The organism is Methanoculleus nereidis (assembly GCF_032944295.1).
In the GTDB taxonomy this organism is placed as follows: Archaea; Halobacteriota; Methanomicrobia; order Methanomicrobiales; family Methanoculleaceae; genus Methanoculleus; species Methanoculleus nereidis.
In genome coordinates this window covers 65507-87163 of record NZ_JABFFQ010000004.1, presented here as the reverse complement: position 1 = coordinate 87163, position 21657 = coordinate 65507, and the positions used below count along the sequence as shown (strand labels likewise).

Below are 21657 nucleotides of genomic sequence, written 5' to 3'. Positions count from 1 at the left end.
AAGGATTTACCCCGGGGCTGGGGGAGGCACCATTATTCCCCTGCCCACCCAACGCTCTCCATGGACGATCGTGACGAGCATATCATAGAGGCCGCCGGGAAATGCCGGGTCGTGGTCAAAGGCGGGCGGGTGGTTGAGGTCGGGACGCCGCAGATCGAGGACTGTCCGCTGGCGCGGCGGTTCGCCTTCCCGGTCAAGGAGATGACGATGGAGGAGATACGGAAGAATATCGAGGAACGAATTCGATCGTTCGGCATGTGCACACCGGAGCGCGAGGTGCTTGCCGGGCCGGACTTCGTCCTCTTCGGGGCGTCGGAACTCCTGAGCAGCGCCGTCCGGAGGGGAGACCTCGACGCTGCGGTGATCGTCTCCGACGGGGCCGGGACGCTGGTCGCGACGAACCCCTCCCTTATCCAGGGGATCGGCGGCCGGATGTCGGGGCTCGTCTTCACGAGCCCGATCCCCGAGGTGATTGCGCGGATCGAGGAGAACGGGGGCACGGTCCTCGATCCGGCGACCGCCGTCATCGACCAGGCCGCCGGCGTAGGCCTGGCGGCAAAACTCGGCCACCGGCGGATCGCCGTGACCATCGCTGTTGCCGCCGAAGCGGCGGCCATCCGTGCGCAGTTCCCCGACGCCGTGATCGTCGCGGTCCATACGACCGGGATCTCGCAGGAGGATGCGGCCCTGATGGCCGGTGCGGCCGATCTTGTCACCGCCTGCGCATCACAGCACGTCCGCGAGGTGGCGGCGAAGACCGCGCTCCTGCAGGCCGGGACGTCGATCCCGGTCTTTGCGATGACCCCTGCAGGAAAGGCGATTATTCTTGGCAAGGTGGGGGAGACTGACCAGCCGGTCATCGTCCACGGCGCACGCCTCCCGGTGCCGGGGTCGCAGTCCCCCTCGCCGCTCTGCTGATCAGCGGCCCGGTATACCGACGTAGCCCGGGAGTTCGGCGAACTCGGCAAGGACGATGTCGGCCTGCACATCCGCCGGGCTGCTGTCGCGCCAGTCACCGTAGGCGGCAAACGCAGTCACCATGCCGAGATGCCTCCCGGGAGCAATGTCGCGGACCAGGCTGTCGCCCACCATCATCGCCTCCGCGGGAGCCGCCTCAAGCCGCCGGAGGGCGTAGAGGAGCGAGTCCGGTTCCGGCTTGCGTTTGCCTGAGACCTCCGGGGTCACCACGGCCTCGAAGTAATCGATGAGCCCGGTCTTCTCGAGCCGCCGGCGTGCCTGGATCGCCTCCGCGTCGGTGACGACCGCGAGCCCTATCCCGGCGTCCGCGAGGCACCGGAGCGTCTCCTCGACGCCCGGATACGCCTCGACCAGGTCGAGTTTCACATCTTCGTAGGTGCGGCAGCAGACCTCGAACGCACCGGGCTCATACACCCCGAGTTCCTCCAGGTAATCGCGGATGTTCGCGTGGTCCTCAAACCCGTGTATGCCGCGGAGAAACTGCGAAAAGAGTGCTTCCGGGTCCCCGGTCCCGAGGTAGTCGACCACGCACCAGCACGCTTCCCGCTTCGCTCTGACAAAGTCAAAGAGGGTGTTGTCCATATCGCAGAGGACCGCCTCTATCGTGTTATGCCGAGTGCTGTAAGTTTCCTGCATATCTCCAGTTCCCTTGTGAATGCACGGCAGGCCTCGCCGTCCGCAAAGCGCACCTTCAGTTCGTCGAGATCGTTGCCCTTCCCACCGTACTCACCGAAGATCGTGATGCCGTTGCAGCAGACGAACCCGAAGACGGCGGCAAGGTTGAAGAGCAGCCGCCGGAATGCCGGCGCCGTGCAGGTTGTCGCCTCGAGGAGATATGGGCGGTCGAAGTAGAAGTACTCGAGCCCTTCGGCCATGCAGAGGTCTGCCATGTAGATGTCGGCTGTCAGGAGGACCGGGAGGGCATACCGCTCCTCTTCGAACTTCCGGAGCGCTCTGACGATATTGCGGTCGTTCTCCTCCGTAAGGTGCGTATGCGGGCCCGGCGACGCGATCTCCATCGCCCGGTCGCGGATGGCGCGGTACTCTTTCAGCGCGAGGTATGCGGCTTTCCGGGACCGTTTCATCCGCTTGTTCTCGAGTTCCGCGATGAACTCCCGCGAGCGCGGCGCATGCGCCGTCATCTTCTCGATCATCTTTGCCGGGTACTTGCGGTTGATGGCATACGCGATCTCGTCCCGGACGGTATCGACGATCAGGTAGGAGGCGTGATCGATCTCGGGGTTGTTCAATGCGAAACCATGGTAAAAGAGGTTTGTATCCAGGCCGAAGAAGACCGCCTTCTTGAGCTGCCCATACGATGTGCGTATTGCCTCAAAAGCGGCCTGGTTCACGTAACGGACGATCCCGCTTGCAAACATGCATTCCTGGAGATCGGCATACGAGGGGAGTTCGGCGGCAATCGGCTCGTATTCGGCGAGCCAGTCACGGAAGACCTCGCGTGTTGCGGGCAGTTCGAGCCGGAAACCAGTCCCTTCAGGGCGTGCGACCAGGATCTCCCCCTCATAGAGCGGATAGGTGACGCGGACCTCATCGAGGCTGTTGATGAGGACCTGCAACTCACCCTCCCTGATGACCGCATCGGTCATTCCTTCGCCCCCGCGTCTTCCATAACGTCCCGGATGCTCTGGATCTGGCGCGGGATCATCATATACGGCTTTGCGACATCGTCGGTGTTCTTCATGGCAAGATAGTAGATGTGCCGGATATCAAGCCCCGCGAGCGATACCGCGAGGAGCGCTCCGGCGACCGTGACCTTTCTTCCTGAGGTGATATCGATCGCCACGGAGAATCCCTGCCGGATAAAATCTCCGGCAAGCGACCGGATTGTCTGTCCGGCCCGGATAAAGTCCGCTTCGGGCAGGATATCAACCCCGATTGCGGGAACGAACCCGTATCCTTCCGAGACTATCCGAACAGCCTCGACGGCGGTCGATGCTTCCTGCGCATAGGGTTCTTCGGTGACGATAGCGACCTGTTCGGGGCGCAACCCCTTCTCCCGCAGGACTGCATGATACGCGTTGACGAGCGCCCATGTTGATCGTCCAAGAAGTGTTATGTAGGCATCGCCGGAAGCGGGTGTCACGGGGGGAATCACTGCTTCAAGACTCACCCTGCTCCTATATAGGCTTTGTCGGAGCCCCTCTCCCGGGAGTGCAACCAACGGCGGGTTATCCGGGTCATATTATCTATTATTTTTTGATTATTTGTCCTATATTCGCTTCACTGGAGGCCACGTCCGGCATCTTGCCGAAATATGGCGGGATTTTACTCCCGGGGTTCTGAGAATACGCCTTTAGCGCTAAAGAAATCGCAAAATCTCGCAAGATATTTGGTAAATCTTTTATGATCGATATCCCTATAGTGGTATAGAAGAGCGCGAAATTACCCGGAGAGATATAACCTATGCAGACGAGAAAAACGAAATTGCGGGCACCTACCGAGATCTGGGGACTGGCGGACCCGGAGCATCAGGGGAAGGCCCGGCAGGATGCTATTGATGACGGGGATCTGATCGAGATCACCCGGATGGGGAGGGATCTGGGTATCACCTATCCCCTCGCGGTCTCGGCACGGGTCGCTCAGAGTATGGTGCCGTTCACGAACATCCCACAGGAGACCGTTACGGAGAATTTATGGGACACCCTTCATGCGTTCCGGGACAAAGCCCTTACGACAACCGAAGAGGAGTTCGAGTTCCAGGTCAGCCTTTACCAGAACGGTCTCGTCCCCACGCTCACCTTCAAGGCCGCGGTCTCCCCGGGGGACGATGGCGAACCGGTCATCACCATCATGCTGCCGGACGAGGACTGGGAGACGATCGGGTGCGGCCACCGCCATAGCACAGGCGACGCGATGCTCACCGTCGAAGACGTTGCCTCGACCCTGAACTTCACCCCCGGCCGGATCCGGGAGTTCATCAGGGAAGAGCGGATCCCGGCGGTCAAGTGCGGGGGGTCCTGGCGGATCAAGCGTTCAGAGCTCAACCGCATCATGAGCGAAGGGTTCTGATCGGCCGCTCCGGGTTGACCGCAGGCTCGAATCGCCCGGAAGATGAGGGTTAATACGGCAGAAGACCAACACTCCCCCGGAGACGTTTTCCCGTGCCGATACCCTCCGTCTGGATATACTGGGTGATCAGCCTCACCATTGCGACGTATGCGGGTGCCGCAGTCGTCAGGCGGTATCCCGGGTACGGGTTTGCCACCCTCACCGGCCTGTACATCATCTACCTCGGTGCCTCGCAGATCATCGCGGCGCGGATTATCGAGTTCAATATCGGTATCGCCACATTTGTGGCCCCTGCTTCTGTTTTTATTTACCCGTTCGTCGCGCAGGCGATCGATATGATCAACGAGGTCTACGGGAGATCGCTGGCCCGGATTGCCATTGCCATTGCTCTCCTCTCGCAGATTCTTCTCGCCATCCTCATCGCCATGACGAACTCTCTGACCCCGGCGCCGGTCTTCGCGTTTGAGGAGGCGTGGCAGAGCATCTTCACCCAGGGACTGTGGATCATCCTCGCGTCGTGGGTTGCGTTCCTGGTCAGCCAGAACCTGGACTGTTACGTCTTCGACCGGCTGAAGCGCGCCTACCCGGATCGCATCGTCCTGCGGAGCGTCTTCTCCGACGTCGCCGACCTGACCCTCGACAGCGTCATCTTCGTGAGCATCGCCTTCTTCACCGCCGGCATCCCCCTGCTCCCCCTGATCATCGGTCAGATCGTCAGCAAAGGTATCATCGGCGTTCTCGACACACCCTGGTTCGTCTGGTACAAGCGCTATCTGGGTACCACGGGTCCGGAGGAGAGCGGTACCTGTCCCCCCGAATCAGGAGTTATTTAAGAATTATCTTATCTACCGTGCACGGAAAACAAACATGTTTTATTTTTAGACGTAAAGTCATCATTATGCGCATCGAGGACCGACGAGCAGTCCCGGACAGTTCATCTGCTGATCCTGCAGCCGGAATCTACGGTGCAATGCCGGTACCGGTGAGGAGGTGGACGTCGGTCGCCGTGGCATCTGCGGTGTTTGGGATAGCTGCCCTTGCTCTCCTCCTGCTTTATGCGGGGGCAACAGAGGTCCAGTTGCCTCAGACGGTTGACGCCCTCTGCCCTGTTGCGGGTATACCCGGAATATTCGGGCCGGGCGGACGCTCTTTCTTCAGGCGCTGGATGAGAGGAGGCGCCGAAGAGGACGATGCGGAGGAGCGTTCGGATACCCCTGTGGAGCCGCTCCCGGAAAAGCCCGTCCTGCCCGATGTTGAGGTGACGTTCATCGAGATCAACGAAGAACCTCCTGAGGTTCTCCGGCAGCTCGACGATCCGGCCCCTCCGGCGGGTGAGAGTCCTGACTCCCCCTCCGACGAACCTGATGCCGCCGAAGAGGTCTCAGAAGACCTGCTCTGGTTTACGGATGCCCCCTCTCCGGATGGAGCGGAAATCGCCGCCGGCGAGTCTCCGGAACACCCTTCTGACGGCGAGTCTGCCCCGCGTCCCGATGCCCTTACCGATGAGGAACTCATACGGATGCTCGGGTTCGACGACGGAGATGTCGGCTTCTCCCCCGGGGTTGTCGGATACGATGACATCCCGCTGGAGGACGAGGAACGCCCGCTGGAGTTGCTCATCGACGACCTCGGCAGTGACGACGCCGGGGTTCGCGGACGTGCCGTCACTGCCGTTGCAGAGCATGGGGCCGACGCCGTAGAGCCCCTGGTTCACGCCCTCGCTCGCGCGGACGACGGGCGGCGGTGGTGCGTCGCCGAAGCCCTCGCCCTGATCGGCGAGGACTCGATCCCCCCCCTGATCGCTGCACTCGGGAACGGTGCGACAAAGATCGGGGCGGCCGCCACCCTCGTGCGTATCGGGCGTCCCGCCGTCGAACCCCTCATCGAAGCGCTCGCCGGCGATGACGGTGAGGTGCAGTTCGGCGCCCGTTACGCGCTCCGGGAGATCGGTGACGAGGCGATCCCCTCCCTTGTGGAGGCCCTTGACGCGCCTGACGGGAGCACCCGGAGATCGGCGGCCTCCGTCCTCCGGGAACTCGGGTGGCAGGCCCCCGACGATGCCGGCGCGATCCGCTACCTCATTGCCGTCGAGGCATGGCTCGATGTCGCCGATTACGGCGAGGCTGCAGTCGAACCCCTCATTCGTATTCTGAAGTCCCCGGACAAGGAGGCATGGTGGAATGCCGCCCGGACCCTCGGGGAGGTCGGCGAGGCTGCGGTCGGTCCCCTGGTCGATCTCCTGCACGAAGCGGATGACGAAGTCCGGCCGCTGGCGGCCATGGCGCTCGCGGAGATTGGTCTTCCTGCGGTCGATCCGCTCATCCGGCTGCTCTCCATCCCCGCACTAGGCGGCACAGCAGCGGCATCCCTGGTAAAGATCGGGGAACCTGCGGCAGAGGCGTGCCTCCGGGCCCTTGAATCGGCGGACGGGGAAGTACAGGAAACGCTCGAGAACGTCATCTGTGCGCTCGGGGAGCCGGCGGTCCCGTACCTGATCCAGGCCCTGATGTCGGGGCGGTCCCGGACCCGCGCCCGGGCCGCCGAAATTCTCGGCAGGATGGGCTGGGAACCCTGGAGCGACGCCGAGCGGGCGTGGTACCTGATTGCCCGTGAGGAGTGGATGGAACTCGCCCTGATGGGCTCGCCGGCCGTGGATCCCCTGATCCGGGCGCTCAACGGCGACGACGGCCGTATACGCGGCGAGGCGGCGGCGACGCTCGGCGAGATCGGCGACCCGGCGGCTGTAGGACCGCTCGTGGATGCCCTCACCGATGAAGCCGTAGCCCCGGTGGCAGCGGATGCACTCGTTGCCATCGGGGAGCCGGCTATCGCTCCTGTTCTTGGGATGCTTGAGGAGGGGGCCGGGAACGCCCGGGAGAGCGCCGTCGAGGTTCTGGGCAGGCTTGGAGCGCCCGAGGCGGTGCCGGCCATCGTCGAACTCGTCAGAACCGGCAGTGATCGCCTTCACCGGAAGGCCGTGGACGCCCTGGTCGGCATCGGTGCGCCTGCGGTCGGCCCCCTCATCTCCCTCCTCGGTGAGGACGGTGACGGGCATGCGGGAGCGGCGTCAGCGCTCACGCGGATCGGCGATCCGGCGCTCGGGCCGCTCACGGAAGCACTTGGTAGCGAGCACTCGCTGATCCGCATGGGAGCCGCCAGGGTCCTTGAGAGGCTTGGCTGGAGTCCCGGTTGCATGGATGAGCAGACCACCTACCTGATCGCGCTCCAGCGGTGGCCGGAAGTCGTCGAACTCGGTGCCCCCGCCGCCGATCACCTGGCGGTGCGGTTCGGCGACCCGGATCCGGCGGTGAAGGCTGGGGTGGCGGAGTCGCTGGCCCGCCTCGGGTCTCCGGCGGTGTCTCCCCTGATCGGGCTGCTCGGTGAAGAAGCGTATCAGGAGTCTGCAGGCGATATACTGGTGCGGATCGGAGAGGGAGCCGTGGAACCCCTGATCCGTGCGCTGAGTGGGGAGGCGCTCCGCCTGGCCGCTGCAGAGGTTCTGGTCCGGATGGGGCGGCCTGCTGCCGGTGCACTCGTTTTGGTTCTCGCGCATCCCGAGATCGGGCCGACCGCAGCGGAGATCCTGGTCATGATGGGAGAGGAATCCCTCGATACGCTGGTCGAGGCGCTCGGGAATGACGATTCCCGGATCCGGCGGCGCGCCGGGGATGTTCTCATCAGCCTTGAGGACGCGGCAGTCGACTCGCTCATCGGAGCGCTGGGGCACCCGAACGACATCATCCGCCTCGAGGCGATCGATACCCTGACCCGGGTTGGCCGGCCGATCGTTGCCGCCCTTACGGAGTCGCTTTCAGATGAACGCTACCTCGTGCGGCTGGGTGCGGCGGAGGTTCTCGGCAGGATTGGATGGGAGCCGGCGACCGAAGCAGAGACGGTCTGTTACCTGATTGCGAAGGAGCAATGGGCCTCTGTTGCCGAGAGCGGGGCCGGTGCTGTCGAAGTGCTGATCCGGACGCTGAGCGATCCCGATACCGCGATCCAGATGGGTGCGGCGCGGGCGCTCGGTATGATCGGGGCGCCTGCGGTCACGAGGCTGATTGATGAACTCCGCTCCGAGCAGGACGGCGGACAGAGAAAGGCGGTCGAGGCGCTCAAGATGATCGGGGAGCCGGCGGTCGTACCGCTCGTCGGGGCGCTCCAGGACCGCGACTGGCAGATACGCCTGGGCGCGGCACGGGCACTCGTCGGCATCGGGGACCCTGCTGTCGAGCCGCTGGTCCGGGCTCTCCGCGACGCTCCTCCGGCAGTCAGGATGGGGGCGGCCGCAACGCTCGGCAAGATCGGGAACCCCGGCGCAGTCGAGCCGCTGATTGATGCACTCCTCTCCGAGGACTGGCGTATGGGGCGGGTCGTGGTACGGGCGCTCGGGATGCTGGGCGAGCCGGCGGTCAGGCCGCTCCTGCGCGTCCTCAGCGACGGGAACGACACGTCCCGGAAGGGTGCGGTAGCGGCGCTCGTGCTGATCGGCGAGCCTGCGGTACGGCTGCTCCCCGGCGCGCTCACCGACGGGCATTTCCGCGTCCGTGCCGGGGTCGCGGACGCCCTCGACCGTCTTGGCTGGTCTCCGGAGCCGGGGGAGGAGACGGTTGTCTACCTGATCGCAAAGGAGCGATGGGGCAATCTTCTCTCGATGGGCCCGGCTGCGGTCGGGCCGCTGATCGCGGTCTTGAACGACCGCGACGACAGCATCCGGCGACGGGCGGCGAAAGTTCTCGGCGAGATCGGTGATCCGCGTGCGGTGCCGGCGCTTATTGGCCTCCTCCACGATGACTACTACAGTATCAGGAGGGAGGCTGCGGCGGCGCTCGGTGCCACCGGAGTTCCGGCGATGGAGCCGGTTGTATCCGCACTCAGCGACCCGGACGCCGATGTCCGGAAACGTGCAGCGGATGTGCTCTCTGAGATCGGGGACGCACGCGCAATCGAGCCGCTTGAGGGTATCTTCGACGATGAGGACTGGTATGCCCGGATGGCCGCCGGGAATGCGGTGGAGCGGATCCGGGAACGGGTCGGGAAGGGCAAATAGGCCGTCTCCGGCCGGTGATTCTCAAAAAAAGGTCGAGGGTGATCGGGACCCTGCTCACTCCTCGACGTCGATTCCCGAGATATACGCCACGCCGAGTTTCGCCCGCCGGATCCGGGTGCTGTCCTTAAGGTGGCGCATATCGACGAACTCACCCTCGGTCACGATCTTTTCAATCTGCCGGGAGAGATCGAGTGATGCGTCCCACGGGGTCCCCCGGAAGACGACGCCGTGGTTGTGGAGTTGCAGTTGCTGTGTCTTTGGACGGTTCTCGTCGGTGAGGGCTGAAAGGTGCTCGTCGCTGCAGGCCGAATAGTCTATCCCGAACCCGAAACTGACCATCGTGTCGCCGTGATACTTCGGCTCATCGTCCTCTTCGAGCCATTCCTTTACGTTCGCTTCAGCATTGATGGGAAGGCCGTTTGTCGGGGATGATGCGGCAATAGGCGACTTCTTTACCCCAAGGCTCCGGACCCCGTCGACAACGGCCCACATGGCGATGGCGACGATGCCGGCATAATCGCGCTTCTGCTCCCGGGCAAGGTCGAAGATCGTGCGGTATACGTCGGAAAGCGTGATGCTGCCGCTGTTCCCGGCGTCGATGGTGATGATCTCGTGAAACGGCCCGTCAAGCGCGACGTTGTATCCGGCGTAGACATAGAGTTCTCCGGTGTCTTTCGCCGGGGTGAAGAAGTCCGGTGTGGCGTTCCCATCGGTCGGCAGCCATACCACCGAACCGTGAAGCGTGATCATCTCCCCAAGGAGCGGGAGCACGTCCGCCACACTCGCCCCGAGCGCGCCGATGCCGAGTGAGTACTGAAGGGCCGAGAACGGTATTGCATGGATGTCCTCCTCAGCCAGGCGGGCGGAGAGCATCTTATCCAGGCTGCCGGTGGCCCGGAGCGACGACCTCTTCGTGGAGACCCGCTCGACGGTATAGGCAACGCTGTCTTTGACGACCGGGGTCCGGGCCAGCTCGCTGATGACCGAGAGGCTGTCCTGCGGCCTCCTGCAGGCGGCAACGGCCTCCTCAATCCCGGAATAGATGGAGAATACCGGTGTCACCCCGGCCATATCGAGGACGCTCTTTGGGTACTCCTGCATCCCGGCAAGTGCCAGGATACCGCTACGCTCTTTCAACTGTTTTTTTACGGCGAGGAGGACCCGGATGCCCGCGCTGCTCAGGTAACTCAGCCCTGTTAGGTCGAAGACGATCGACCGGTCGTCGTCCTGCAGTGACGCCTGCACGGCATCGGAGAGTTGTCCCGCGCCGTACCCATCAAGCCTTCCCTGAATGGCGAACGTCAGAATCCCGTCTCTTCTCTCGGTCTGCAATTCCATATGTATCCTGGTATAGGTATCGGGCTGCCGACGGTTAATTTTTCTCAAATTCGTTTTGCCACCGGCGTGCCGTGCCGTGGCAGGCATCATTGGGCGCACAAATTTCGCAACCATTATCTCTCCGGTTATGTGATCCTCCTATGATCCACCGTGAAGCCCAGCAGAACCTTAATCATGCTCACTCTTTCTATCGCAATGTTTTCTGTCATTTCCGCAGGCTGTACTGCGATCGGTCAGCAACCGCCGGCATCACCTCCTGCCGCACCCGCTTCTGACTGCCCGGCGCTCGTGTTTACGGATCGGGAATTTGCTTTCGAACTCCAGCGGACGCTCGCCGCCGCGTATTCGGGCGAGGCCGATATCGGCGAGTGCCTTGCCACTGCGTCCCGGATCAAAGAAGGAGACTTCGAGAGCTGGTACTGCGAATGGAACAGGACCGCGGACAACTTCAGGGCAGTGGGCGACGAGAGTCTCGCCGCCGGGCACAGGATCACCGCAATGGAAGCGTACTACCGGGCCGCGACGTATTACCGCACGGCCGAGTTCTTCCTGCACGGCAACCCCGCCGACCCCCGCATCGTGGAGACCTGGGAAAAGAGCCGGGAAACGTTTCGCGACGCACTCGCACTCGACGCCGTTCCTTACGAGATTGTCGCCATCCCGTACGAGAACACCACACTGCCGGGTTATTTCTACACGGTTGACGACTCCGGAACACCCCGGCCGCTGCTCATCGTCCAGACCGGTTTTGACGGCTGCCAGGAGGAACTCCATCCGTATGCAGTGGAAGGGATCAAACGCGGATACAACGTCCTGACGTTCGAGGGGCCGGGCCAGGGCGAGGTGATACGGGTCCAGCGTATCCCGTTCCGTCACGACTGGGAGAACGTGATCGGGCCTGTCGTGGACTATGCGGTGAGCCGGCCCGACGTCGATGAAGACCGGATTGCCCTCTGGGGGATCTCGCTTGGAGGCTATCTCGCCCCCCGCGGCGCCGCATATGAGCCCCGGATCACGGCGCTGGTCGCGGATGCAGGCACCTACGATGTCGGACAGACTCTCCTCGCGAACCTGCAGGAAGGTGGGGGAGCGAACATGACGGAAATTGAACTGCAGGAGTGGCTGCAGACGGATCCGGTTGAGTTCAATGATGCCCTCCGCGACGCCATGGCACACGATACCGGCACCCGCTGGCTGAACGAGCATGGGATGTTCGCCTTCAATGCCGGCTCGCCGGCACAGTTCTGGGCAAAATGGATGGAATTCTCACTTGTCGGCATTGCCGAAGAGATACAGTGCCCCACGCTGGTCTGTGCCGGCGCGACCGATCACCTCGACCCGGACGGGATGCAGGCAACGGCACTCTACGACCACCTCACCTGCGAGCGGGAACTGATGGTCTTCTCCGACGACTACGGTGCCGGGTCGCACTGCCAGTTCGGGGCGTTCGGACAATCGTTTGCCGCCAAATTCGACTGGCTCGACGATAAGATGGGGATGACGGGCTCCCCCTCCGGGGAAGAATAGGGGTATTGCCCTTCTTTTTGGGGTATCCCGGCAGTTACCGGCGAACACGGTATCCGGCTGCCGTGAGAGCGCTGATAACGGCGTCGTCCCATTCGGTGCCGCAAAGCCCGCCGAGCGTCGGTTGCACCCCCTCCCAGAGCCGTCTGAGTTCTTCGGTGTCCGGGATGAAGGTCGTCTGGTACATCACGCGTCCGGCCCTTTTGCTCTGCCAATCGAGGATAAGGAGACGCCAGCAGCAGTAATCGCGGCAGATTTCGGGGCGTGTCAGGTGAACCGTGCACCACGCTTTCCCCGTCTTCCCATCGAACCTCAGAAAGGGGCATGCGTCCGGCAGTTCCTCGATGCTGCTCCTGTCCTCATAAAGGGCGATCTTGTCCGGGTCGACCCGCACCTCCTTCACGTCCCCGCTGTAGGCGTTATGCACGACAAACGTGTAGTTGCCGCGCTCTTCGACGACTGTGTGGACGTTTCGCATGTTGCTGCAGCAGCTGCCGCACTGGCAGCACTTACAGGCGATCGTGACCGCCTCCCCAAACGCCAGGCGGTTGGCGTATCGGCATGCGCATTATCCGGTACTACGCATCGCAATGATGAAATACCTACCGGAAACCCGCCCGGCCCACGTCTGCAGCCGGACCGTTCCGGATCTGGGGGAGCAACCCGGGCGCTGGCAGGTTGCCTGGTTCTTGGAAAGAAGAAAAATTCTTCCTGGAAGGACCCATAGTCTGACGCCTTTTGATTATCTGGACTGCCCTGGCACTGAACCCCTCCTCGATCCGGTTCGAAGGAGTCGAAACTGACCTCTGGCTCACAGTTTGTATGTATTGAATACCAGGCCTTGTTGAAACTCGCTTGTTTGCTCCAGATGGCTGCAGTCAGGGGTAACTCAGAGGCACGGCTTTCCACCGGGCTGCGCATCTGACGATGCTCGAAGGACGCTCCCTGAGGAGCATCCTACTGCGCACTTGCGGTGCTCGTGCTCCGGATGTTCGCACCTTCGGTGCTCATGCTCCCAGCCTCTGGTCAGTCGCGTAACGAACCATCGCAAGTCCAAGACCTTCGGTCTTCTCCAGCGATGTCCCGTAGGGGCATCGCCTATCGCCACGCACTGCCCGCCCCCCTGGGGGCGGAACGACTTCCCCCCAGGGGCAGGAGTTTGAGCACCGTCAGGTGCGAATGAGGAGCGCGAAGCGCGGGTGGTGGGGGTTACAGAGATCCATTACAACGTGGAGACAGGGGAGGGGGGATGCTCCCCCCTCCCCACCTAACGGTGGTCGAGCTCCGGGCGTTCCGCCCATCGCACTCCCCGTCAGCCCCACCCCCAATGGCGATAAACGACCGGCGGCACGGCGGGAGTTCGAGCACCGGAGGTGCGCAGGCAACCACGGTCCACTGCATGAGGACATGCGCGAGAAAAAAGGTCGGCCCGGGGACAGGCCTGGTGTGGCATCACCCTCATCAGGGAAAGAATGATGATCGGAACAGGGTTCAACAGAGCCGAATACTATACGATTGGATTCTCGAACCGAAGACTGCGCTGCACCAAGAAAGATGCAGCAAACGGGAGCCGTTTCTGCGAAACAGGGGTTAGATCTTATTAATTCGTGAAAATCGAACCCTGCATGACCGGCAGGTCGTTCCGTTACAGTTATCATAGCCTGAGTAAATTCACTTGCATACTTCAAACCGGAGTTTCTTTTTCCAATGTCCACATCCCCAGATACCACGGAGAAGCGAACCGGTTTCACCAGCCGCGACGAGAAGCAGGACAACGCCGCTGAAGTCGAACGGCTCATCCGCGAACGGACTGCAGAACTCCGGGAAGAGAATGACACGCTTCGGCGTGAAAACGCAGAACTCCGCCAGATCGAGATGATCTACGCCTCGGCGCCGGTCGGTCTGTGTCTGCTCGGCACGGATACCCGGTACCTGCATGTCAACCAACGGTTCGCGGAGATGAACGGGTTCTCCATCGAGGAGCACATCGGCAAGAGCGTCCGCGAGCGGGTGCCGGACCTTGCGGATGCGGCTGAAGAGCTCGCCCGGGCGGTTGTCGCGACGGGGAAACCCGCGCTTGATATTGAGGTACGGGGGGAAACACCGGCACAACCCGGGGAGCAGAGGTACTGGAACGAGTCCTGGCGGCCGGTAACCGATAATCAGGGACGCGTCATCGCGATCAGCATCGCCGCCGAGGACATCACCGAGCGGAAGCGGGCCGAGGAAGCCCTCCGGGAAAGTGAGGAACGGTTCACAGCGTTCATGGACAACAGCCCCGCAGTTGCATTCATGAAGGACGAACAGGGGCGCTACATATACTTGAACAAATTCGACGAGAGTCATTTTAATCGACGACAGGGAGACTTGCGCGGTAAGACGGACTTTGAGTTATGGCCTTTGTATGTCGCCGAACAGCTCTCGAAGAACGACCAAACCGTCCTCAAGGCAGACAGTGCTATTGAAGTCGTGGAAGAGATGCCCAACCCGAAAGGAGGCATTACCTACTGGTGGACTTGCAAGTTTCCCTTCAAGGACGCGTCCGCGAAGAGGTATGTTGGAGGTATCGGAATCGATATCACCGACTGGAAACAGGCTGAAGCGGCCTTGCAGGAGAGCGAGGAGAAGTACCGGAACCTCGTGGAACTTGCGCCGGAACCGATCGTGGTGCACCGCCAGGGTAACGTTGTCTACGCCAATCCTCCCTGTGTCACTTTTTTCGGGGCAGAAAGGCGGGAGGATCTCGTCGGCAAACCGGTCCTCCAGTTTGTCCACCCGGACGACCACGAAGTATTCAGGGGACGTAACCGCGAGATGACGGAGAAGGGTACGACCGTGCCTCTGCGCTCAGAGAGGTTTGTGAAACTCGACGGTCAGGCAGTCGATGTTGAGGTTGTTGCTACCCCCATCATGTATGAAAACCTGCCTTCGGTGATGGTCCTCTTCCGGGACATCACCGAGCGGAAACGGGCCGAGGAAGCGTTTCAGCGATACGCCGAGAATCTGGGCCTGCTCCATCGCGATCTGGAGATCTCGAACCGGGAGGCGAACCTCTACCTGGACATCCTTACCCACGATATCGGCAACACCGAGAACGTCTCGAACCTTTATGCCGACCTGCTCATCGAGTCCCTTGACGGAGAGGCAGCCGGATACGCGAAAAAACTGCAGCGCAGCGTCCAGAAGAGCATAGAGATCCTGGGCACCGTCTCTACCATCCGCCGGATTCACCAGGCACCTCCCGAACTCAAACCAACGGACCTTGATGCAGCAGTCCGGGGGGTGATGAACGACTATCCCACCAGTATCTTCCTCTACAACGGGACAACCTACCAGGTTCAGGCGGACGATCTTCTCCCTGTGGTCTTTGACAACCTTATCAGCAATGCCGTCAAGTTCGGTGGTCCTGACGTCGAGATCGCCATCCGGATCGAAGAGAATGATGGGTTCGTCCGGGTGTCGGTCGAAGATACCGGCCCCGGTATCCCGGACGATGATAAAAATGGGATCTTCCACTGCTACGAAATGAAGAAACGGGGCGTCGGCAAGGGACTTGGACTCTATCTGGTGAAGATCCTGGTCGAGCGCTACGGTGGGACGATCTGGGCCGAGGACCGGGTGCCTGGCCGCCCGGAAGAAGGCGCGGCGTTCAAGTTCACACTGAAATCCTGATCATTCCCCGGCCTCCTTGAGCGTGAACCGGAACGCGGCGCCCGCTTCGGGGTGGCCGGCCACCCGGTCCTCGACCCAGATGCGCCCGCCGTAACGCTCCAGGAGCGTGCGGCAGATGTAGAGGCCGAGCCCCTCCCCCCGTGCCCGGGTGCGCCCTCGTTCGAACCGATGAAAGATCGGCTCCTTCAGTTCGTCGGGAACACCGGGGCCGGTGTCGGCCACGGTGACGGCGACGCTGCCGTCGAGCGTCTCGGCCGAGATGGTAATAACGACGTCGGGGCCGCCGAACTTGACGGCATTCCCGATGATGTTGTGGAAGACTTCGGCAATGAGATCGTCCGCCCAGACCCTGTGAGGGACCCCCTCGTACCTGATCGCGGCTTCGGGGAAGTTCTTCTGTTCGCTGACGATCACGCCGTGAAGGTCGATCGGTTTTAACGGCGCATGCTCCAGGCGGATCTTGCGGATCATTGCAACATTCGCCAGAATCTCCGTGCTTTTATCGATGCTCGCCTTCATCTTCCGGACATACTTTTCGGGCTCTCCTGTTAAGATCTGCATCAGCAGCTCGGTATACAGGGTTGCAACACAGTTGGCGTTCCTGATGTCGTGCGTGAGGATGTCCAGGTACAGGTTTGCTTCGCGGTTTGCTGCTTCCAGCTGCTTATACAGGGTTCCGCGCAGGATGCCGGCCCCGATCTCCTTGCTGATCGCCTCCATAAGCCATCGGGCTTCCGGGGGCTCCTGTTCTCCTGCCGAACTCCCTACCGCCAGCGCTCCCACGATTCTCGACTCGGCCATGAGCGGAATCCAGGTAAGGGCGGAAACCCTGAAAACATCCAGAATAACCTTTTCCTCTGCATCCGTCTGCGCCCCGGCGGGGATGGAGAGGTGTCTGCCTGCAACGAAGACCTCGTCGAGGGGGTGCTGGAATATATCGATGGTCTGCAGCCTGCCCGATCGCTCCATGCCCCGCAGGCCCGCGAGCGTCGCAAGGTTCAGTTCCCGGTCCAGCAGATAGACTGCACCGATATCGAAGTTCAGGAGGGCAAGGGAGGTGCTGAGCGCTGACTCGACCAGTTCGTCGAGCGTGAGTGCCGATGCCGAGACGCTGATCAGCCGGTTCAGCATGGAGAGTTCCGCACCCCGGCGCTGTAATGCCTCCTGTGCCTGCTTGCGCTCAGAGATGTCACGGAAAACAACCATGATTGACAGCCGGCCGTCGTAGTGTATGGGGGCCGCCGTGACCTCGACCCAGATGGGCCGGCCTTCGACGGTCAGGAGCACCTGTTCGAATACCGGGATCCCCGTGCCTTCCTGCAGCATCCGGCGGATCGTCTCGGTGACGAGGCCCTGGTAATCAGGGTGGACGAACGTGTCAAGCGATTTGCCAACGAAGTCTTCAGGCCCCTTCCCGCCTGCAATCCGGACGCCGGCAGGATTCACGTACACGATGGTGCCGTCGGTCCGGTGCACGACGACGGCCTCCGGCATGAGTTCGATGAGGGTGCGGTAGCGCTCCTCGCTCTCGCTCAAAGCCTTCTCTGCCCGTTTCTGATCCGTAATATCGCGTGCCGCCGCAAAGACGCCGGCACCCCTCCCTGCTTCGTCGCGGTAGACGGAGGCGTTATAGAGCACCGGGATCGTGTGTCCGTCGCGGTGCTGGATCTCCAGCGGGTAGTCCCGCACCTGCCCTTCCGCAAAGGCCTTCCGGTACCCCGTTCGTGCCTCGAGCGGGTCGGTGAAATAATCGGAGAAGTCCGTCCCTATCAGGTCGTCGCGTGCATAGCCTGTCGCCTGCTCGGTGGCGGTATTGACGTCGGTGATCCTCCCGTCGGGGCCGATGGCGGCGAGGGCGTCGGGATTGGCTTCGACGAGGCTCCGGTTGTAGGCGTTTGCTGCTTTGAGCCCCTCTTCTGCCTGTTTACGCTCGGTGATATCAATCCCCGATCCCATCGTGCAGAGCGGTTTCCCTTCCTCATCGGTGACAAGGGAGAGCGCAAGCTGCATGGGGAAGGTCGACCCGTCCCGCCGTCGCCCCTCCGTCTCCCCAGACCAGGCACCGAGGCGGAAAAACTCGTCTATAATCCGCCCCGACTCCGCTGGGTCAGCCCAGAGCACCGATGCCGGCTGCCCGAGAATCTCGTTCTCCCGCTCCCACCCGTGCATGGCGAGGAAGGCACGGTTGACGTAGGTGATCTTCCCGTCGAGACTGACGAGGGAGATGGCGTTCAGCGATGACGCTATGGCCATATCCTTGATCCGGAGCTCCTGCTCGGCCCGCTTGCGGTCGGTGATATCCTGCGCGAACTCGATGAGGCCGATAAGTTCCCCCGTCTCGTCGGTGACGGGATACCCCCGAAGGAAGAAGATTCTTCCGTCGGCCGCGGTGATCTCGGCCTCCTGAGACCGCCCGGTCTCCCGGGCGAGAACAACTGGGCATATGTCGCAGACACCTGTACGGTTGTGCCATACCTCATAGCACCGATGCCCGACCATCTCCTCCGGTTCTCCGCCGATGAATTCGGCGGCGGCGCGGTTGGCCCAGAGCACCTTTAGATCCGTATCGTAGTAGGCGAACATCTCGGCAGTTGAGTCCAGGATAAGGGCCTTTTCCCGTTCGGCACGCCTCAGGGCCTCTTCGGTCCGCTTTCGCTCCGTGATGTCCCATGCGTTTACGACAAAGCCCCTGATATGGGGCTCGCGCAGGAGGTTGGTCACGATTGCCTCGATCACGTGCGTGCCGCGCGGACCCCTGAAGCGGACCTCGAACTGTGCGCTCCCTCCTGGCTTTTCTGCCAGGGCCGATACCACCTCCTCCACTCGCGGCAGATCCTCGGGCTGGATCATATCGAACGCATGCCTCCCAACGAGTGTCTCGGGGGGAAAGCCGTCCAGTCGCTCGATAGGCGGGCTTGCAAACCGGATCCTGAGCTGGTCGTCGATGATGAGGATGAACTCGGAGCCCTTCTCGATGAGGGTCCGGAACGTCTTTTCGCTCCCGCGCAGTTCGGCCTCCGCCCGGTGCCGCTGGAGGGCAATCGAAGCAAGGCTCCGGAAGACCTCGATGGCCCGGAAATTGACCTCCCCTCCCTCCTGCCGGGTGAGTATCACGGCCGACCCGAAGATTTCGCCTTTCCAGGTGAACGGGATGCAGTACATTGCCCCGAGGCCGGCAATAGCCTCGAATTTACGGCAGATCTCCTGCGAAATCTGCCCGAGGGCGACTTCCTGCAGCCCTCCTTTCACCTCCTCGATCTCGCCGCGGATCATGACCGCCCGGATATGCGGGGGGATTTCGAGCGCGATCCCGGTGAGGTCCTCCCCGAAGGCCTCGGTGATCTCCGGCAGGAACGGTTCGATGCCGAAGAACGCCCGCGGGCTCAGGGTGCCCGCCCGGATATCGGCGGCGCTCACGATGACGACGGAACCGGGGGCGAGTTCGTGGAGGTAGGCGCCGATTGCGGAGAAGATGTCGGCCTCGTCCGGCATCCCGGCAAGCTCCGTCGCCGCCCGGGAGAGGAAGGCGAGATCGTCTGATCTCCGCCGCACCTCTTCCCCGGCGGCTTCCCGGCGGGTGACGTCACGGAACCGGACGAGCCAGTCCCCAGTCGCCGTTATCTGCCTTGAGGAGAAGGCATACCACCGCTCCCGGCCGGCCGAGGACACCCTGACTGTGATCTCCTCAGACCCGGTGCGGTTCTCGAGCACCGAGAGGATCCGCTCCCTCTGGTCCCCATCCGGGAGGATTCGGTCGGCGACGATGCGGGCCGCATCGGCACCGCGGGCGTCGTCGGCGGAGATCCCGGCGAGGCGCTCCATGGAAGCGGTGATGGCGCGGACGAACATGTCGGAATCAGTGAGGATGGCGGCATCTTCCATGGCATCCAGTATCTGCAGTATCTCGGGTCGCACCTCCATGTCCGGCTCAGTGGTCTGCATACGGCCAAGCCCCGTCCGGCAGGATCCCCATCGGCAGGGAGATTCTCGTGCAGGGTTCTCCACGGGGATAACGTTACGGGAGGTATATAATTGTCTGTCTGCCGGCCCGTCCGGACAGCCCGTCCATCTTGTTTGTGCACCCGGGGATCTCGATCCGGCAGGAGGTCTGGGCTTTTTCACAATAGGCATGGGCGGGAACGGCTAGAATAATAGGAAAACTTGAAAACGGAGGGAATATAGGCAAACTAAATGCGAGGGGTGAGATTCGAACTCACGAACTCCTACGAGACCAGGCCCTCAACCTGGCGCCTTTGACCTGGCTTGGCAACCCTCGCCCTGTTCCTCTTAATACAACGCATTGCAACATAAAATATCTTGCTCTGCCGCAACCCGGGGCGTTCGCGGACGAAAGAGCCTCGGGTTCTACGAGGAAGTTCCGTTCTGGACATACCCGTGCTCCGGCGCCCCCTGATCGCCTTCGATGCGTATATATGCGCCCGGTTCCAACGATTCCGCATGTGGGCTGACATCTCACGGGAGTTCGCCGATTCGCCGTCCCAGAGCCGCGTCGTCCGGTTCCTGCTGGAGAACGGGTTCGGCATCAACGAAGAGGGGCGCATCGTCTGCAACGGCATCGAGATCCCGGCTACGCACATCGGCAGGGCGATCGAGACCGATCGGAGAGTCGTCGACGCCACAGCCCGCCGCATCCTCGAGAACCGCGAACTGCGGGAGGTCTTTCTCCGGATGCGCGCCGCGCCCGACCTCTCTCTGGTCGCAGAAGCCCTCGGCCTCTCGGTCATCACACTCTACCCGAAAGATGCGCACCAGAAGGGGATCGTCGGCGCGGCGGTCCAGGTCCTCGTCGATCACGACCTCTCCATCCGGCAGATCTTCGTCACCGACCCGTACCTCGCAGAGGAGCCTAAACTCGTGATGATCGTGGACGAGCCGCGGGTCCCTGCCTCGGTCTACGAACGCCTGCGTGCGCTCCCGCAGGTAAAACAGCTGGTTATCTGAAGAGTTCTACTTCCTGTGCGAGCCGGCAGATCCGCTCCCTCTGCCTCCGCGGGAGGGCGATTGAACGCTGCAGCCGCTCCTCGAGCGTGATTACGCGAGTCCCCTTCACCAGGTTGTCCGCGTGAGCAACGATCTTCTCCTCAAGCGTCCTCGGCACGCAGTCGCGCGGCACAAGGCCCAGCAACGAACATTCGTCGGCCGTCAGCCCGGCGCCGATGTGCCGCTCGACGATGGCGGCGATTGCCTCGTCAACGCCGAACGACCGGCATATCGCGCCGCCCGCTTCGGCGTGGCGGAGGTCATGGGTCACCCCCCGCCCGATGTCGTGGAGGAGGGCCCCGGCCTCGACCAGATCGCGGTCGACCAGAGGGTCGGAGCCATAGGTGAGCGCAAGGTCACGCACCGCCCGGCAGTGGGCGATGACTCCCTCGGAGCACCCGGCGCGCCGGAGAAGACGTATGCAGTCCTCTTCACGCACTCCCGAGGCTCTCCTTGATCTTATCGACCCGCTTCCTGAGAGCGTTGGCGATGAGTTCGTTGTCGAAGTGCTCGAGCATCTCCTCGCAGTTCGGGCACTCGAAGTTCCAGTTGGCCGCATCCGCGAAGGTGTAGACGACGCTGCAGTTTCTGCACATATAAAAGTCGTTCTTCTCCTCGTAGGTGAGCCGGGCGTCGAGGTGCTCGAGCACGTCCCGGACCTCCTCCTCAAGCACGTCATAGATGCGGTCCAGCCGGAGGTGCCAGAGATAGGTAAGCCAGCCGGTCTCGGTGTTCTTCAGCCGCCGGTACTCGGCGAGGCGCCTCTCGTAGAGCGTGTAGAGGGTGTGGCGAACGGTGTTGAGGTTGACCCCGGTCATCTCGGCAAGTTCCTCGTCACTGTGCTCTCCTCCTTCCGGGAACCGTCTGAGAAGCTCGATTCCCTCCTCCCCAATCATGCGCAGGACGTAGGCATTGATTGCCGGATCATTTAATAATTCAGTGACGGATACCATGCTCAAATCTCTCCCATAAGGATAATTGTATAAAGAGTATATGCTCCAGCATCGATGTTCACCATACTCTGCTTTCAATCTTTAATTTCCTTTTCCCGTCTCCCGGGGGACGGG

15 protein-coding genes and 1 tRNA gene are annotated in these 21657 nt (G+C 62.1%); 7 read left to right on the top strand and 9 right to left on the bottom strand.

Translation table 11 applies throughout. The features are described from left to right. Positions 1–60 precede the first annotated feature (60 nt). Entirely contained in the window at positions 61–918 is an 858-nt protein-coding gene (locus tag HL657_RS06905; RefSeq protein WP_317296091.1) for a methanogenesis marker 8 protein, read from the top strand. Here the strand turns inward: HL657_RS06905 and HL657_RS06900 are convergent, their stop codons facing one another. Genes HL657_RS06900 through HL657_RS06890 form a run of 3 tightly spaced genes read right to left on the bottom strand, consistent with a single transcriptional unit; the run spans position 919 to position 3094 of the window. Next, positions 919–1614, bottom strand: coding sequence for an HAD family hydrolase (locus tag HL657_RS06900; protein WP_317296090.1), 696 nt, complete (start codon positions 1612–1614; stop codon positions 919–921). Continuing rightward, positions 1578–2585, bottom strand: coding sequence for a PIN domain-containing protein (locus HL657_RS06895; protein WP_317296089.1), 1008 nt, complete (start codon positions 2583–2585; stop codon positions 1578–1580). The genes HL657_RS06900 and HL657_RS06895 overlap by 37 nt, the downstream gene beginning before the upstream one ends. Further along, positions 2582–3094, bottom strand: a complete 513-nt coding sequence (locus tag HL657_RS06890; protein ID WP_317296088.1) for a hypothetical protein — start codon at positions 3092–3094, stop codon at positions 2582–2584. Before HL657_RS06890 ends, HL657_RS06895 begins: the two co-directional genes overlap by 4 nt. A gap of 308 nt (positions 3095–3402) precedes the next feature. Between HL657_RS06890 and HL657_RS06885 the strand changes: the two genes are divergently transcribed. The 3 genes from HL657_RS06885 to HL657_RS06875 all read left to right on the top strand — a co-directional run bounded on the left by HL657_RS06885 (position 3403) and on the right by HL657_RS06875 (position 9055). After that, the gene (locus tag HL657_RS06885; protein WP_317296087.1) at positions 3403–4008 is read left to right on the top strand and encodes a helix-turn-helix domain-containing protein; all 606 of its coding nucleotides are present in this window, start codon (positions 3403–3405) and stop codon (positions 4006–4008) included. Between the two features lie 92 nt (positions 4009–4100). Beyond that, entirely contained in the window at positions 4101–4841 is a 741-nt protein-coding gene (locus HL657_RS06880) for a queuosine precursor transporter (protein WP_317296086.1), read from the top strand. A gap of 332 nt (positions 4842–5173) precedes the next feature. Beyond that, a complete protein-coding gene (locus tag HL657_RS06875; RefSeq protein WP_317296085.1) occupies positions 5174–9055 on the top strand; it encodes a HEAT repeat domain-containing protein in 3882 nt (1293 codons plus the stop codon). Positions 9056–9109: 54 nt separating this feature from the next. On the opposite strand, the gene HL657_RS06870 is transcribed toward HL657_RS06875, so the two are convergent. Then, positions 9110–10393: an STAS domain-containing protein gene (locus tag HL657_RS06870; RefSeq protein ID WP_317296084.1), complete on the bottom strand. Its 1284-nt coding sequence runs from the start codon at positions 10391–10393 to the stop codon at positions 9110–9112. Between the two features lie 195 nt (positions 10394–10588). Between HL657_RS06870 and HL657_RS06865 the strand changes: the two genes are divergently transcribed. Next, a complete protein-coding gene (locus HL657_RS06865; protein WP_317296083.1) occupies positions 10589–11920 on the top strand; it encodes an alpha/beta hydrolase family protein in 1332 nt (443 codons plus the stop codon). 34 nt (positions 11921–11954) lie between these two features. On the opposite strand, the gene HL657_RS06860 is transcribed toward HL657_RS06865, so the two are convergent. After that, the gene (locus HL657_RS06860) at positions 11955–12395 is read right to left on the bottom strand and encodes a CxxCxxCC domain-containing protein (protein ID WP_317296082.1); all 441 of its coding nucleotides are present in this window, start codon (positions 12393–12395) and stop codon (positions 11955–11957) included. Between the two features lie 1229 nt (positions 12396–13624). Here HL657_RS06860 and HL657_RS06855 point away from each other — a divergent pair. Continuing rightward, positions 13625–15589 carry a PAS domain S-box protein gene (locus tag HL657_RS06855; protein ID WP_317296081.1) on the top strand — a complete coding sequence of 655 codons (1965 nt, stop codon included), beginning with the start codon at positions 13625–13627 and terminating at the stop codon, positions 15587–15589. On the opposite strand, the gene HL657_RS06850 is transcribed toward HL657_RS06855, so the two are convergent. Next, positions 15590–19531, bottom strand: coding sequence for a PAS domain S-box protein (locus tag HL657_RS06850; protein ID WP_317296080.1), 3942 nt, complete (start codon positions 19529–19531; stop codon positions 15590–15592). Between the two features lie 250 nt (positions 19532–19781). Beyond that, positions 19782–19866, bottom strand: a tRNA-Leu gene (locus HL657_RS06845). Positions 19867–20047: 181 nt separating this feature from the next. On the opposite strand from HL657_RS06845, the gene HL657_RS06840 reads away from it, so the two are divergent. Then, positions 20048–20551 carry a regulator of amino acid metabolism, contains ACT domain protein gene (locus HL657_RS06840; RefSeq protein WP_317296079.1) on the top strand — a complete coding sequence of 168 codons (504 nt, stop codon included), beginning with the start codon at positions 20048–20050 and terminating at the stop codon, positions 20549–20551. Here the strand turns inward: HL657_RS06840 and HL657_RS06835 are convergent. Together HL657_RS06835 and HL657_RS06830 are read right to left on the bottom strand one after the other, a co-directional pair. Continuing rightward, a complete protein-coding gene (locus tag HL657_RS06835) occupies positions 20544–21029 on the bottom strand; it encodes an HD domain-containing protein (protein WP_317296078.1) in 486 nt (161 codons plus the stop codon). The genes HL657_RS06840 and HL657_RS06835 overlap by 8 nt on opposite strands. Continuing rightward, a complete protein-coding gene (locus tag HL657_RS06830) occupies positions 21022–21543 on the bottom strand; it encodes a transcription factor (protein WP_317296077.1) in 522 nt (173 codons plus the stop codon). The genes HL657_RS06835 and HL657_RS06830 overlap by 8 nt, the downstream gene beginning before the upstream one ends. Positions 21544–21657 lie beyond the last annotated feature (114 nt).

Excerpts from the sequence above, each read along its gene's own strand:
- HL657_RS06905 (WP_317296091.1), top strand. The coding sequence starts at position 61 with ATGGACGATCGTGACGAGCATATCATAGAGGCCGCCGGGAAATGCCGG.
- HL657_RS06900 (WP_317296090.1), bottom strand. The coding sequence starts at position 1,614 with ATGCAGGAAACTTACAGCACTCGGCATAACACGATAGAGGCGGTCCTC.
- HL657_RS06895 (WP_317296089.1), bottom strand. The coding sequence starts at position 2,585 with ATGACCGATGCGGTCATCAGGGAGGGTGAGTTGCAGGTCCTCATCAAC.
- HL657_RS06885 (WP_317296087.1), top strand. The coding sequence starts at position 3,403 with ATGCAGACGAGAAAAACGAAATTGCGGGCACCTACCGAGATCTGGGGA.
- HL657_RS06875 (WP_317296085.1), top strand. The coding sequence starts at position 5,174 with ATGAGAGGAGGCGCCGAAGAGGACGATGCGGAGGAGCGTTCGGATACC.
- HL657_RS06870 (WP_317296084.1), bottom strand. The coding sequence starts at position 10,393 with ATGGAATTGCAGACCGAGAGAAGAGACGGGATTCTGACGTTCGCCATT.
- HL657_RS06865 (WP_317296083.1), top strand. The coding sequence starts at position 10,589 with ATGTTTTCTGTCATTTCCGCAGGCTGTACTGCGATCGGTCAGCAACCG.
- HL657_RS06860 (WP_317296082.1), bottom strand. The coding sequence starts at position 12,395 with ATGCGAAACGTCCACACAGTCGTCGAAGAGCGCGGCAACTACACGTTT.
- HL657_RS06855 (WP_317296081.1), top strand. The coding sequence starts at position 13,625 with ATGTCCACATCCCCAGATACCACGGAGAAGCGAACCGGTTTCACCAGC.
- HL657_RS06850 (WP_317296080.1), bottom strand. The coding sequence starts at position 19,531 with ATGCAGACCACTGAGCCGGACATGGAGGTGCGACCCGAGATACTGCAG.
- HL657_RS06840 (WP_317296079.1), top strand. The coding sequence starts at position 20,048 with ATGTGGGCTGACATCTCACGGGAGTTCGCCGATTCGCCGTCCCAGAGC.
- HL657_RS06830 (WP_317296077.1), bottom strand. The coding sequence starts at position 21,543 with ATGGTATCCGTCACTGAATTATTAAATGATCCGGCAATCAATGCCTAC.